Below are 13,337 nucleotides of genomic sequence, written 5' to 3'. Positions count from 1 at the left end.
CCGGTACCGGGGCGTCGACATCGAGGACCTCGTCGGGCATGTCTCCTTCGGCAACGTCTGGGGCCTGCTCGTCGACGGCGCCTTCAACCCCGGCCCGCGCCCGCCTCCTGGAGCAGGTGCGTGCGCTGGTGTCCGAGGCGAACGCCCTCGGCCTGTCGGAGGACGAGGTGGTCGGGCTCGTACGCAGCGGCCTCGGCCTCAGGGGGAGCGAGGCCTGACCCCGTACCGAGCGCTGCCCCCCGGTACCGAGCGCTGCCCCCCGGTACCGAGCGCTGCCCCCCCCGGTACCGAGCGCTGCCCCCCGTACCGAGCCCTGCCCCCGTTCCCGCTCACCGGCGCGGCTCCCAGCGGAACAGGCGGGAAGCGAGCGGGATGGCGACGACGACCCAGCTCGGTGTGGGCGCCAGCAGGAGGAGGGAGTCCGCGACGGGGACGCCGCCGTTCCATGCGTTGAGGACGAGTTCGGTGGCCAGCGCCTCGGCTGTCCCGCTGCTCAGCGTGCGGACTCAGCGGTGAGGTCGCCGGACCGCGGGGGAACAGGGGAACGCCTGCGCCGGCTGAACGTCACCACGATGGTCACGGTGAACGCCTCCGTCGGGACCCTGCTGGTGGTGGTCGACGCCCGGACGTGGTGGGACGCCGTCATGCTGAGCCTGGGCGTGGCCGCGGCGCTGGTCGCCTCCGCGCGCTGGACGGCGAGCGGCATTCCGCGGGTCGTCCTCCCGTGCCTGATCATCACCGCGACGGTGTGGATCGCCGGGGTGCTGTTCGTGGGCGGCCATACGGCGTTCTACGGCATCTCCGTCCTGGGCCCGCTGTACGCGCCCAAGCTGCCGCGCCACCGCGTCGTGGCCGCCGTCGGGCTGATCGCGTTCGTCGCCGCCCTGGGCGCGGCCCGGCTGCTGGTCGCGCCGGCGGTGTGCCGGAGGACCTGCTCCTGGGGCGTCAGCAGCGGCCCGGTACGCTGCCGAGGCGTGCGGGGAAACCGCCCCTCGCAGCCCGATGCTCCCGAAGGCCCGACCCTGATGCGACCGCACCGCCCGCGAGGACTCGCCTCCCCGGCGTCCGGCGTGCTGCGTGGGCTCAGGGCGGGTGTGCTCGCCGTGCTGTGTGTGCTGCTGCCGCTGGCCGGGCACGTGCTGGCGCAGTGCCACGCTCCTCGGTGGATCATCGTGGCCGGGATGGCCGCGGTCGCCGTGCCGGGCGCGACGGTGCTGACGCGGCGGAGGCTGACGGACACCCAGGTGCTGGCGGTGCTCGCCGCCGCGCAACTGGCCAGTCACGCCGCGTACTCCCTGCCCGGCGCGTGTGCGGCGGTGGCGCGACAGAGCGGCTCCGGTGACGGCTTGTCCCGGCTGGTCGAACACGACGCGGTCGCCGGGCCGTCGCCCGGGGTGGTGCTGGCCGGCCATGCGGTCGTGCTCCTGCTCGCCGCCCGTCTGCTGGGCCTCACCGAACGGCTGCTGTGGCGGAGCAGGACGCTCTGGACGGTCGTACGACGTCTGCTGCTGTTCCTGTGGCCGCTGCTGAGCGGCCGTCACGGAAACGGCCCGCGGGTCGCGGTGCGCGAGAGCGCGGCTCCGCCGGTGTCGGCGCTGCTGGTGCGGCTGAACGAGGGCAGGGCGCCCCCGCGTCACCGGCGCGGTCCGTTCGTCCTGCCCCTGCCCCTGCTCCGGCCGATGACGCTCGGTGGTCCCTGCCTGCCCTGACGGGCACGAGGCGGGACGGCCGCCAGGCGGGCCAGGGCCGTCGGAAGGACGCCACGCGGCCTCGTCGTACCCGCCGCTGCCGTAGCGGTCCTGGCCGCGATCGCTGGGGGAGCGGCCCTGGGCCACCGGCGACATTCCCGCCCTGGTCACCACGATCATCCTGGGCGGCCAGTGGGTCCGCTCCTACCGGCACGCCGCGCGGACCGGCGGATCGACCGCGGTGACGGAAGCGACCCGCTCGCCGCCCACAACCCCTGCCTGGCCCGCCCGCACCACCACGACCACTTCCCCCCTGAGGAATCATGAAGAAACCGTACAAACACCTGATCGTCGCGGCTGTCCTCGTGGCCGGTTTCGCCGCGGCCCTCGGCTCCTACCTGCTGCTCAGGCCCGACGACGGCGGCGGCGCGGGGGCGGACGTGCGGCCCGCGGCCGAGGCGCTGCCCGTCCGGGCCTCCAGCCACCGGCTGACCGAGCCGGAGCGCAGCGAGCTCACGATCGTCGAGTTCCTCGACTTCGAGTGTGAGGCGTGCGGGGCGTACTACCCGGTCGTGGAGCGGCTGCGTGAGGAGTACGGCGACCGGGTCACCTTCGTCGCCCGCTACTTCCCCATGCCCGGACACCGCAACGCCGAGCCGGCCGCACGCGCCGCCGAGGCCGCCGCCCGCCAGGGCAGGTTCGAGGCGATGTACACCAAGCTCTTCACCACGCAGAAGGAGTGGGGCGAGTCGCGGGAGTGGAAGGCGCCCGTCTTCCGCGGCTACGCCGAGGAACTCGGCTTGGACATGAAGAAGTTCGATGCCGACTTCTCCGACCCGGAGACGGCCGGACGCATCCAGGCCGACCAGCGCGACGGCCTCGGCCTCGGCGTCCAGGGCACCCCGACCTTCCTCGTCGACGGGACCAGGATCCAACCTCCCGCTTCCTACGAGGAGTTCAAGGCGCTGATCGAGGACAGGCTCGGCGACTGACCCTGCCCCGGCACCCTGGGAAACCGCTTAACATCACCGTGATGACGAGCAGGACGCCGCTGACGCGGCGCAGACCCCGCGGAGCGTGGTGGACCACGTGGGCCCGGGTCCTCTGTCCTGCCCTCGCCGTCCTGCTCGCGGCGGTGGTGATGTGCCTGGGGTACGCGGAACACGGCGGCGTCGACGGCGGCCACCGGGCCGGGCATCACGCCATCACGGCCGTGCACCTGGACGACTGCCCCACCGGCGACGCGTGCTGCGCACCGGCCGCACACCAGGCGGCGGGGGTACTCGCGACCCCCGTGCAACCGATGCCGGCGCTTCTGCCCCGCATGCCGGATCTCCCCAGGTGGCAGGGCGACACCGCGCTCCTCGCCCAGCCGCCTCCCGCGAGCGGCGCTCCCGACCTTCACGTCCTTCAGGTGCTGCGGACCTGAGCCGGATGCCATGACGCCGTGCGCGCCCACGCGAGCGCACGGCGACCCGGGACATCCATGCCGGCCCCGCACCGACCGCCGTACGGCGCGAAGGAAGAAGGACATCCAGCCATGAGCAAGACCAGCAAGAAGGCCGCCGCCGTTTCCCGCAAGGCCCGCATCGAGGAGATGCGCCGCGCCGAGAGATCCCGCGAGCGCCGCAACCGCGTCATCACCATCACGCTCAGCACGGTCATCGTCGCCGGGCTGGCCGGCTTCGGCGCCTACGCCCTCAACAAGGCCGACGAGAAGGACGAGCAGCAGGCCGCCGCCGCGAAGAAGCCCGTACGCGGCGAGCGGAAATGGGACGCGAAGAAACTCGGCCGCGAGCACGTCCAGGCCGCCGTCGACTACCCGATGAACCCGCCCGTCGGCGGCGACCACAACCAGGCGTGGATGACCTGCGACGGCACCGTCTACACCAAGGCCATAGGTAAGGAGAACGCCGTCCACTCCCTCGAACACGGGGCGGTCTGGGTGACGTACAACGACAAGGCCGCCGACGCCGACATCAGGGCGCTCGGTGACAAGGTCTCCAGGACCCCCTACACGCTGATGAGTCCGGTCGACGACCAGTCCGGGACGATCATGCTCTCGGCCTGGGGCTACCAGCTCACCGTGGACAAGGCGTCGGACCTGCGGGTCGAGCAGTTCCTGACCAAGTACGTTCAGGGCTCGCAGACGCCCGAGCCGGGCGCCGCCTGCACGAACGGACTGACCCAGTAGGTGCGCGTGCGGGTGAACTGGCGGGCATCCAGCCCTGTATGCAGCAAGTGAGGGAGGATCAGCCGACGATGTCGAGCTGAACCTCGCCGCCGAGGGCGAAGTCCTGCGCGGTCAGGCTCTCGATGAGGGCCTGCAGCGTCTGCGCGAGACGGTGACGGCAGGCCGCCGACGCGGCCTGTGCGTCGCCCCGCGTGATCGCCTTGAGCATGGCGCGGTGCTCCTCCAGCGACGTCAGTCAGCATGCGCCGGGGGCCGCTGTGCGACAGATGCCGCAGCCGTGCGGTCTGGCTGCGCGGGTCGCCGATCGTGCGGGCGGGGTCGGGGTCGCGGCACGCCGCGATGACCCGCCTCATCGAACCGCTCGGTCAGATCGTAGGAACCCTGGTAGCCCCGCTCCTGCTCGGCCGCGTTCAGCGCCCGGAAGGAGGTGTCGAACTCGTCCAGCTGCTCCGAGAGTTCCCGGAGCGGCGCGAGGGTCTGCTCACGGGCCGTGCCCGCCGTGGTGACCGAAGCGGCCGCCTCCGGCTCCAGCAGCATCCGGAAGTCGAACAGGGCGCGCACCCCGCCCAGCGAGAGATCCCCGCCACGCGTGCCACCTCGCCCGGCACGAAGTCGACGAGCCCCTCACGGGCCAGCCGCCGGATCGCCTCGCGCACCGGGGTGCGGGACGCTCCCAGCTCCTCCCCGAGCTGGATCTCGCTCAGCTTCGCCTCGGGGCGCAGGCGCAGCGACTGATGTCACCCCTCAGCCGCTCGTACACCGCTTCGCTCTCGCCGGTCGCCCGGACTATGACACTCCCTCGTCGCCAGACCGCACATCGCGCTGTATACAGCCTGTGGGGGCGAGGGCCGGTCATCGGGCGACGTAGCCGCCGTCGACGGGAAGGGCGACGCCGACGACGAAGCCGCCTCCGAACCCCGGTGGGCGCAGCCCGCCCGCCACATGCGCCAGGACAGATAGGTCCTGCCTATACGGGGCATCGATTTTTGGTCGTGGACCCCCTGAGCTGCGCCCCGGTTCACTGTGGCGCAAGCTGGCGCGGACCGATCGGGCTCGGTGCCGCGCGATCAGGGAGGCTGCAATGACGCATACCCCGGGCAACGAGCGAGCCGAGCAAGCCGTGCGCATCGCGGCGACGCCGTGGTACCGGCAGTTGTACGTACAGGTGCTGGTGGCGATCGTGATCGGCATCGTGCTGGGCTGGCGATGGCCGGATCTCGCCACTGACATGGAGCCGATCGGTACGACGTTCATCACCGCGATGAAGATGCTGATCGGCCCGATCGTGTTCCTGACGATCATCGGCGGCATCGCCGGGGTCGCCGACCTGAAGAAGGTCGGCCGTACCGGCATCAAGGCGCTGACCTACTTCCAGGTCGGCACGATCGTCGCCCTGCTGACCGGCCTGGTGGCGATCAACATCTTCCGGCTCGGCGACGGTGTGCACGCCGACCCGTCGACGCTCACGGCCTCGGGCGACGCGAGCCAGTACATCGACCAGGGCGAACACCAGCACTGGTGGGAGTTCCTCACCAACATCGTGCCGGACAGCTTCTTCGGCCCGTTCGTCGAGGGCGACATCCTCCAGGTGATCTTCCTGGCCGTCGTCTTCGGTATCGCGCTGAAGATGGTGGGGAAGACGGGCGAGCCGATCATCGCGGCCGTGGGACGGCTGACCGAGGTCGTCTTCAAGGTCCTGTCGTTCGTCATGAAGGCCGCGCCGCTGGGCGCCTTCGGCGCGATGTCGTACGCCATCGGGAAGTTCGGCCTGTCCACGCTGACCAGCCTCGGCTCGCTGATCCTCCTCTTCTACGTCACCTCCGCCCTGTTCGTCGTGGTCGTGCTCGGCGGAGTGCTCGCGCTGTACGTGCGGCTGAACATCTTCCAGCTCTTCCGCTACTTCAAGGAGGAGTTCTGGCTGATCCTCGGCACCTCGACCGCCGAGCCCGCGCTGCCCGGGCTGATGCGCAAGCTGCAGTTCATGGGGGCCGAGCGGTCCACGGTCGGTCTGGTCGTGCCGACCGGCTACAGCTTCAACCTCGACGGCGCGGCCATCTACCTCTCGCTGGCCACCCTCTACATCGCCCAGGCCACCGACACGTCCCTCTCCCTCGGTCAGCAACTCGGGCTGCTGGCCGTCATGCTGCTGACGTCCAAGGGCGCGGCGGGTGTCGCGGGCGGCGGCTTCATCGCACTCACCGCGACGCTGTCGACGGTCGGTTCCGTCCCGGCCGCGGGCATCATGCTCATCTTCGGCATCGACAAGTTCATGTCGGAGTGCCGGGCGCTGGTGAACTTCTTCGGCAACGCCGTCGCCACCCTGTTCGTCGCCAAGTGGGAGAACGGCCTCGACCTGGCCAGGGCTCGCGAGGTCCTCGCCGGCAAGGCGGGAGAGCCACCGGCGACCTCCGAGTCTGAAAACAAGTCCAAGTCCGAGTCCGAGGAGACCGGCCGGGCAGGTGCGCCCCGCCCCGTCCAGCCTGCCCCCGACCAGCCCGGCCCCGTCGAACCCGCCGAGGTGACGCCCTGATGGCGTCCGTCCTGATCGCCCCGGACAAGTTCAAGGGCTCCCTCAGCGCCGACGAGGTGGCCCTCGCTCTGGAGCGCGGGTTGCTGGCGGCGGCCCCGGGCACACGGGTCGACCGGCTGCCGTTGGCGGACGGCGGCGAGGGAAGCGTGGCCGCCGCCTGTGCGGGCCGGTTCGATCCCAGAAGCATCACGGTGTCCGGCCCGACCGGGCAGCCCGTCACCGCAGGCGTCGCGGTACACGGCCGTACCGTCCTCGTCGAAGCCGCGGCCGTCTGCGGACTCGGCGTCCTGCCGGGCGGACGGAAGGCGCCGCTCACGGCCACGAGCCACGGCGTCGGCGAAGCGATCCGGTACGCGCTGGAGGGCACCGCCGACACCATCGTCCTCGCGCTCGGCGGCGTCGCGACCACCGACGGCGGCGCGGGCCTGTTGCGGTCCCTGGGCGCGGTGCTCGCCCGCGCGGACGGCACCTCGATCGGCCCGGGTGGTCGCGGACTGGCCGACCTCCACACCGTCGACATCACCGAAGCCCGTGCCGCCCTGAAAGACATCGACCTCGTTCTCGCCACCGACGTGGACAACCCGCTGCTCGGGCCGACGGGCGCGGCCGCCGTCTACGGACCGCAGAAGGGGGCGAGCGCGGCAGAAGCCCGGGAACTGGACGACGCCCTCGCCGGGTTCGTACGCCGGCTGGCGGCGGCGGGCGTCCCGGACGCCGCACGACTCGCGGAGACGCAAGGCGCCGGAGCCGCCGGCGGGCTCGGCTACGCCGGGATGCTGCTGGGCGGGCGCGTGTGCTCCGGGGCGGACTACTTCCTCACCCTGCTCGGGGCCGACGAGCCGCTCGCCGCGAGCGACTTCGTCGTCACCGGTGAGGGCAGCCTCGACGAGCAGTCCCTGTCGGGCAAGCTGCCGGTCGCGCTCGCCCGGCGGGCGCGCCGGTACGGCACGGAGGTGCACGCGGTGGCCGGCCGCTGCACGCTGCCCGCCGAGCGGACCGCCACCCACTTCCGTTCCGTCCAGGCCCTGACGGACCTCACCGACCAGGACTGCGCGCACGACAGCGACTTGTCCGCGCGGCTGCTCGAGCGGTGCGGGCGAGCACTCGCCGAGCGCCGGTTCGGACGGGAGGGACGGGAGGGACGGGAGGGACGGGAGGGAACGGAAACCGCCAGGTAGGCTCGCCTGTCGCACCAGGACGGAGCGAGGAGGCACCGTGGACGCCCGGCAACTGGAGTACTTCCTCGCCATCGTCGAGCACGGCGGCTTCAGCAAGGCCGCCGCCGCCCTGCACGTCGCCCAGCCCTCGCTGTCCCAGGCGATGGCGAACCTGGAGGCCGACCTCGGGGTGGCCCTCTTCCACCGGGTGGGCCGGGGTGTCGTGCTGAGCGAGGCCGGTCAGGAGCTGCTGGAGCCGAGCAGGCGCGTGCTGCGCGATCTGGCCGCCGTACGGGACACCGCCGCCGCGCTCGCCGGGCTGCACGGCGGCACGGTCGAGGTCGCCACCATGCCCTCGCCCGGCATCGAACCGCTGACGACCCTCGTCCACCGCTTCGCCGAGCTGCATCCGTCGGTGACGGTGAGCACCCAGGCCGCCTTCACCCCCGACGAGGTGCTGTCCCTGGTCCGCAGCGGGGCGTGCGAACTGGGGCTGCTGGGCAGCGCCACCCCGGTGCAGCCGGCCGGGCTGGACGTCCTGCACGTCGAGGACCAGCCGTTCGTGGTCGTCGCCGCCCCGGGCGGGGCGATCGAGGATGACGTCACCATCCGGCCCGGGGACCTCGCCGGGCAGAAACTCATCGCCTCCCGCACCGGCAGCCTGATGCGCAGCATCGTGGACGACGTCACCGCGGGCGGCACCGGCACGGAGATCGTGACGGTCGTGGACCACCGCACCTCGATCCTGCCGCTGGTCCTCACCGGGGTGGGCGTCGCGGTCCTGCCGTCCTCCTGGACCCGGCTGGCCCGCCGCTGCGGTGCCGTGGTCGCGCCCATCGAGCCGACCGCTCACCTCCACGTGGCGATGGTCAGCCTGCCCGCGCACCTCACGCCGGCCGCGCGCGCCTTCCTCGCCCTCACCGAATCGCTCGCCCGGCGCCGGGCGGCACACGGCAGCGGCGGGCGGCTCGCGATCCCTGACGCGTGACCGATCGGCGGCGCCTATACGTCGCATCGGAAGCAGGTCTTGGACGCCGTACGACCGCCCTGTGTTGACTCGCAACCGATCCCGTCACAGCGAGCCAGCGAGCCAGCGACCCGGAGGCACCCATGACCACCGCACCCCGCACGTTCCGTATCGCCGCCATTCCCGCCGACGGCGTGGGCAAGGAGGTCGTCGCCGCCGGGCGGACCGTCCTGGACGCCCTGGCCGCGGACTCCGGCGGAGCCTTCGCGTTCGAGTGGGAGGAGTTCCCCTGGGGCTGCGGGTACTACGAGCGCACCGGCCGGATGATGGACGAGGACGGGCTCGACCGGCTCAAGGACTTCGACGCCATCTACTTCGGCGCCGTCGGCTGGCCCACCGTCCCCGACCACATCAGCCTGTGGGGCCTGCGCCTGAGGATCTGCCAGAGCTTCGACCAGTGGGCCAACGTCCGCCCCGTGCACTTCCTGCCGGGCGTCGTCAGCCCCCTGCGCAAGGCCGACGACACCGAGCTGGACTGGGTCGTCGTCCGCGAGAACAGCGAGGGCGAGTACGCCGGGCTCGGCGGGCGCAACCTCGGCGGTCGCGGGCCCGGCGGCGAAGTCGCCGTGCAGTCGGCCCTGTTCACCGAGGTCGGCTGCGAACGCGTCATGCGCTTCGCCTTCGACCTGGCCCGCACGCGCAGCCGTCGCAAGGTGTCGTCGGTGACGAAAAGCAACGCCCAGCAGTACGGCATGGTCCTGTGGGACGACGTGTTCCGGCGGGTCGCCGCCGACTACCCGGACGTGGAGACCGAGAGCGTCCTGGTCGACGCCATGTCCGCGAAGTTCGTCCTGCGCCCCGAGGACCTGTCGGTGGTCGTCGCGTCGAACCTGAACGCCGACATCCTCTCCGACCTCGGCAGCGCCCTGGCCGGCAGCCTGGGCCTCGCGGCCAGCGCCAACCTCAACCCGGAGCGCCGCTTCCCGAGCATGTTCGAGCCGGTGCACGGCTCCGCCCCGGACATCGCGGGCCAGGGCCTGGCCAACCCCATCGGCGCGGTCGGCAGCGCGGCCCTGATGCTGGAGCACTTCGGCCTGCCGGACCAGGCGGCCCGGCTGAACAAGGCGATCGAGGCGACCACGGCCGCGGGCATCCTCACCCGCGACGTCGGCGGTACCGCGGCCACGGAGGACGTGACCAAGGCCCTCATTGATGCCCTGACCATCTGAGTCGGCTCGAATCACCCGTAATCGCGAGACTCATCCGCATCGCTCCGCTAGCATGTTCGAGCTTGTGACGAGCGCCCTCATAGTCCTTCTTCACCGGAAAACAGACTAAAAAATTGATACCCATGGCATCGCGGTTGTTTGCGCGAATAAGCAGCAGAACGACGTTCGCCGCATGGCGTCAACCGCGAGTGCTGCTATGGGCCGTGGCGGGGGTGGTCACCCTCGGCTTCCTCATCGCGCTGGAGATCGCAGCGCGTCGCTACGGAGTGCCGGGGCCGATCACCTGCCAGGTGCAAGAGGTGATACTCCCTCCCAAATCGGGCTGGTTGCTGTATGCCTGCCTGGCCATGGCGCTGATCGTCCTCAACCGGCGGCAGCGGTACATCGCGGTCGGCGTCGCGGTCGGCATCGACGCCGTCTTCCAGCTGGTGCGGTGGGCGATCGGCGCCCCCTTCCTTGCCGACGGCCACCCCTTCGGCAACGGCGCGTTGTGGGTGATCCTGGGCATCGCGATCATGGCCGTCACCCGCCGCACCGGCGCGGAGCGTGTTCTGCTGCTGAAGGGCGTCGGGCTCGGCCTGCTGCTGGTGGCCGGCCGTAAGACCGGAGACACCTGGCTGCTCATCACGTCGAAGACCCAGCCGACGGTTCTCGACCAGTACCTGGCGTCCGCCGATCACGCGCTCGGCAACCCGTCGTGGCTGGTGGGCCGTATCGTCACGGCGACCGGTCCGGTCGGTACCGGGCTGCTCGACGTCGTCTACGCGCAGCTCGCGGTGGGCGCGGTCGTCGTCGCGCTGTACCAGCTGCGCAACGTGGCGGCCGAGCGCCGCTTCCCGAAGCATCATCTGGTGCGCACGTTCCTGGTGATCGGCCTCCTCGGGCCGGGCATCTACATGATCTTCCCGGTGGTCGGGCCGGTCTACGCCTACGGTGCCGACGGCGGACACTGGGCGCTGGCCAACCTGTGGCCCGACCTGCCGCCGCCGATCGGCGCCCCGCAGTCGATGCCGTTCGACGGGATCACCCCGCGCAACTGCATGCCCAGCCTGCACACGGCATGGGCCACCGCGATCTACCTCCACTCCCGCCGGGGCCCGCGCGTGCTGCGCTACGGCGGCACGTTCTGGCTGATCGCCACCCTCGCCGCGACGCTGGGCTTCGGCTACCACTACGGCGTGGACCTCGTCGCCGGCGTGGTGTTCACGCTCACCATCGAGGCAGGTCTGCGCGCGCAGGCACGCGGCTGGGACCGGTCGGGAATCCAACTGGTCGCCTACGGCACGACGGTGTTCGGCGCGCTCCTGGTCTCCTATCGCTATCTGCCGGTGGAGATGGCCGCGCATCCGCGGATATTCGGACCGCTTCTCCTGCTGGCGATGGCCTCGGTGATCTACGGCTACATGCGGACCACCAGGGTGTGGGAGCCGAAGACAGCCCCGGCGCCCCAGCCGGAGCCGCAACCCGAAATGGCCTGACCTCGGCGGCGAGGGGCCGCCGGCCAAGAGGGCCGTCATCCGGCCGAGCGCACCGGTGCGCGGCCTGCGCGGACGGCCCTGGCGGCACGACCAGCTCATGGCGACCTGCCGCAGAGCCGGATTCACCCCGGAGGCACGGCACGTCGCCAACTCCATCCCGACCCAGCCAGCGATGGTGGCCTGCGGTCTCGGCGTCACCCTCGTGCCGAACGTGGCGGTCCGCTCGATCCAGGGCCCGATCGCCTGCCGGCCCCTCAGCGACACCGCCGACCTCGCCGCACTCTCCCCGGTCTCACGGGACGGCGGGCACGAGCCGCCGGTGGAGGAGTTCCTGCGCCACTCCGCCGGCTCAGGTGCCGCCCAGGTCGGCGGCGAGTTCGTCCCGCCAGTGGAGGGAGACCCGCCGCTCGAGGACCGCCTCGGCGGCGACGGGCAAGGGGAGCCGGAGGAAGGCCCGTAGCGCGTGGGCCGCGTCGCTGCGCGCGACCCACGCGGTGAGGTCCTCCTCGGACACGGGTCCGCTGTCGCCGCCGGACAGCATCGTCCTGGTCGCGTGGACCTCCGCGGCCAGGGTCCGCATCCGCACGGCCAGGGGATCGTCCTGGTCGCAGTCGACCGGCAGGCCGTGCCGGATCCGGTCGAGGGCCTCGGTCACCTCCGGGTGGGCGTCGAGGTGCGTCTCGGCCGCCAGCCGGGCCAGCTGGGCCGCGACGGCGGTGCGCAGTCGCCCCGGCGGGGTGCGCTCCACCAGCCCGGCCAGGTCGAAGTCCCGTACGCACGGCCAGGGTTCACGCTCCCGCGGGTCCTCCAGGAGGGGCAGCACCAGAGCGCTGGTCAGCTCCGTCGGCCCCTCCTCGTCCGGGTCGTAGGCGATCCCGAACTCCTCTTCCAGGACGGCCAGGAAGTCGGTGTAGGCGGCGGTGGATCCGGGCCAGAGGTCCACACCGAGGCGCCGCGCCCACGGTCCGCCGACGTGATTCCCCTCCCGTGGTGACATGACGCGCCGGGTGTCCTCCTCCGGGCACGGCACGCCGTCCTCCGCGAAGGTGAGAGCGACCTCGGGTCCCCGCCTGGTCAGGACCACCACCCGCGTGCCGGCGGACAGAGCACGCAGCACCTCGGGCCGGGCGAACTGCGCGGCACCGCCCTCGATCGTGGCGTACGCCCAGCCGCCGACAGCGCCCGCACGGACCAGGGGCCGGTGCGCGGCCCACGCCGACTCCACCGCCCGCCGGGCCTGCCGGCGGTCGCGCGGCCGGACGGTGGCGTGAATCGCGCCGAGCCGGCGCAGCGTCTCGGCCGCTGTCAGACCCGCGGCGAACGCCACGTCCGGCTGGTCCGGGAGCGGTTCGGGACGCGGACGGCCGGTGCGGACGAAGAAGAGCCGTTGTGTCCCTCTCTCGCTGCCGCCCTGCGCGGGTGCCGGCACGCCGCTCTCGGCGTGGTCCGGGAAGACCGGGCTCTGAGGGAAGGGCGGGTCCGACTCCGGCTCGGCGAGCGCACTGGCGTGACTGAGCGGGGAGACCGGGTCGGAGGGCACGGTTCTCTCCTCCTCCCACAGCAGCTTTCCGGCCACGGCGAGGGGGATACGGCCGAAGAACGGCAGGCCCTGCTCCAGAGCATCCGCGAAGTCCGCCAGAACGTGGCGCAGCGACGGCCAGTGCGCGGACGAGAACGAGCCCTCGTCGAAAGAGCGGCCCACTTGGCCGCTGTGGGGTCCGGGACGGCAGGAGAGGAACAGGCTGTCCGAGGATCTCCCGGCGATGCCCAGGGTGATGGGCAGCCCGTCCGCACGGTCCTCCGCCGCGATGCCTCGGAGGAAGGTCGTGCTCCGCACGATGTCCGCGACCCCGGACAGCGGCCCGTGATACGTCAACTGCAGAGCGGCGTCGCCGGGTTCCACCCCGCCATGGCACCGCAGTGAAGCCACCAGGTCGGGAGGGAACTCCACCCCGAGCGTGTTCTCGGCCGCCTCGATGTCGGCCTGGGTCGCCGGAGGACGCAGGGTGGCGTGAGTGAGGGGAGCGTGCCGGGTCAGCCAGGTGTCTAAGCGGACCCAGGACTCCTCGGCGGAGGGGATGCTCATGGCAGCGG

General features: G+C 72.0%; 13 protein-coding genes and 1 pseudogene. 11 read left to right on the top strand and 3 right to left on the bottom strand.

Annotated features, from left to right (window positions below; all coding sequences use genetic code 11):
* The 5 genes and pseudogenes from ACZ58V_RS29990 to ACZ58V_RS29970 form a co-directional block, all read left to right on the top strand.
* A pseudogene (locus ACZ58V_RS29990) lies at positions 1 to 103 on the top strand (citrate/2-methylcitrate synthase); the annotation flags it as partial.
* A 409-nt stretch (positions 104 to 512) separates the two neighbouring features.
* Complete coding sequence (locus ACZ58V_RS29985) at positions 513 to 1,709, top strand: hypothetical protein (protein WP_471293802.1); 1,197 nt, start codon at positions 513 to 515, stop codon at positions 1,707 to 1,709.
* 302 nt (positions 1,710 to 2,011) lie between these two features.
* On the top strand, positions 2,012 to 2,680 hold the full coding sequence (locus tag ACZ58V_RS29980; RefSeq protein WP_471293799.1) for a DsbA family protein: 669 nt from the start codon (positions 2,012 to 2,014) through the stop codon (positions 2,678 to 2,680).
* 41 nt (positions 2,681 to 2,721) lie between these two features.
* Complete coding sequence (locus ACZ58V_RS29975; RefSeq protein ID WP_471293797.1) at positions 2,722 to 3,117, top strand: hypothetical protein; 396 nt, start codon at positions 2,722 to 2,724, stop codon at positions 3,115 to 3,117.
* Between the two features lie 111 nt (positions 3,118 to 3,228).
* Positions 3,229 to 3,882, top strand: a complete 654-nt coding sequence (locus tag ACZ58V_RS29970) for a DUF3105 domain-containing protein (RefSeq protein WP_471293794.1) — start codon at positions 3,229 to 3,231, stop codon at positions 3,880 to 3,882.
* 58 nt (positions 3,883 to 3,940) lie between these two features.
* Here the strand turns inward: ACZ58V_RS29970 and ACZ58V_RS29965 are convergent, their stop codons facing one another.
* Positions 3,941 to 4,090, bottom strand: a complete 150-nt coding sequence (locus ACZ58V_RS29965; RefSeq protein WP_471293791.1) for a hypothetical protein — start codon at positions 4,088 to 4,090, stop codon at positions 3,941 to 3,943.
* A 23-nt stretch (positions 4,091 to 4,113) separates the two neighbouring features.
* A complete protein-coding gene (locus ACZ58V_RS29960; RefSeq protein ID WP_468192239.1) occupies positions 4,114 to 4,443 on the bottom strand; it encodes a hypothetical protein in 330 nt (109 codons plus the stop codon).
* A gap of 520 nt (positions 4,444 to 4,963) precedes the next feature.
* On the opposite strand from ACZ58V_RS29960, the gene dctA reads away from it, so the two are divergent.
* The 6 genes from dctA to ACZ58V_RS29930 all read left to right on the top strand — a co-directional run bounded on the left by dctA (position 4,964) and on the right by ACZ58V_RS29930 (position 11,703).
* A complete protein-coding gene (gene dctA / locus ACZ58V_RS29955) occupies positions 4,964 to 6,412 on the top strand; it encodes a C4-dicarboxylate transporter DctA (protein ID WP_471293789.1) in 1,449 nt (482 codons plus the stop codon).
* Positions 6,412 to 7,590 carry a glycerate kinase gene (locus tag ACZ58V_RS29950; protein WP_471293786.1) on the top strand — a complete coding sequence of 393 codons (1,179 nt, stop codon included), beginning with the start codon at positions 6,412 to 6,414 and terminating at the stop codon, positions 7,588 to 7,590. Before dctA ends, ACZ58V_RS29950 begins: the two co-directional genes overlap by 1 nt.
* A gap of 37 nt (positions 7,591 to 7,627) precedes the next feature.
* Positions 7,628 to 8,557, top strand: a complete 930-nt coding sequence (locus ACZ58V_RS29945; RefSeq protein WP_471293784.1) for a LysR family transcriptional regulator — start codon at positions 7,628 to 7,630, stop codon at positions 8,555 to 8,557.
* Positions 8,558 to 8,679: 122 nt separating this feature from the next.
* Positions 8,680 to 9,765, top strand: a complete 1,086-nt coding sequence (locus ACZ58V_RS29940; RefSeq protein WP_471293782.1) for a tartrate dehydrogenase — start codon at positions 8,680 to 8,682, stop codon at positions 9,763 to 9,765.
* Positions 9,766 to 9,887: 122 nt separating this feature from the next.
* Positions 9,888 to 11,243: a phosphatase PAP2 family protein gene (locus tag ACZ58V_RS29935; protein ID WP_471293779.1), complete on the top strand. Its 1,356-nt coding sequence runs from the start codon at positions 9,888 to 9,890 to the stop codon at positions 11,241 to 11,243.
* 55 nt (positions 11,244 to 11,298) lie between these two features.
* Positions 11,299 to 11,703, top strand: a complete 405-nt coding sequence (locus ACZ58V_RS29930; protein WP_468192228.1) for a LysR substrate-binding domain-containing protein — start codon at positions 11,299 to 11,301, stop codon at positions 11,701 to 11,703.
* Here ACZ58V_RS29930 and ACZ58V_RS29925 read toward each other — a convergent pair.
* Entirely contained in the window at positions 11,593 to 13,329 is a 1,737-nt protein-coding gene (locus tag ACZ58V_RS29925; RefSeq protein ID WP_471293776.1) for an SMI1/KNR4 family protein, read from the bottom strand. The genes ACZ58V_RS29930 and ACZ58V_RS29925 overlap by 111 nt on opposite strands.
* Positions 13,330 to 13,337 lie beyond the last annotated feature (8 nt).

Source organism: Streptomyces sp. NPDC040589, from assembly GCF_055594445.1.
The sequence above is the reverse complement of the archived record's forward strand: the minus strand, read 5'-3'. Positions and strand labels throughout refer to the sequence as shown.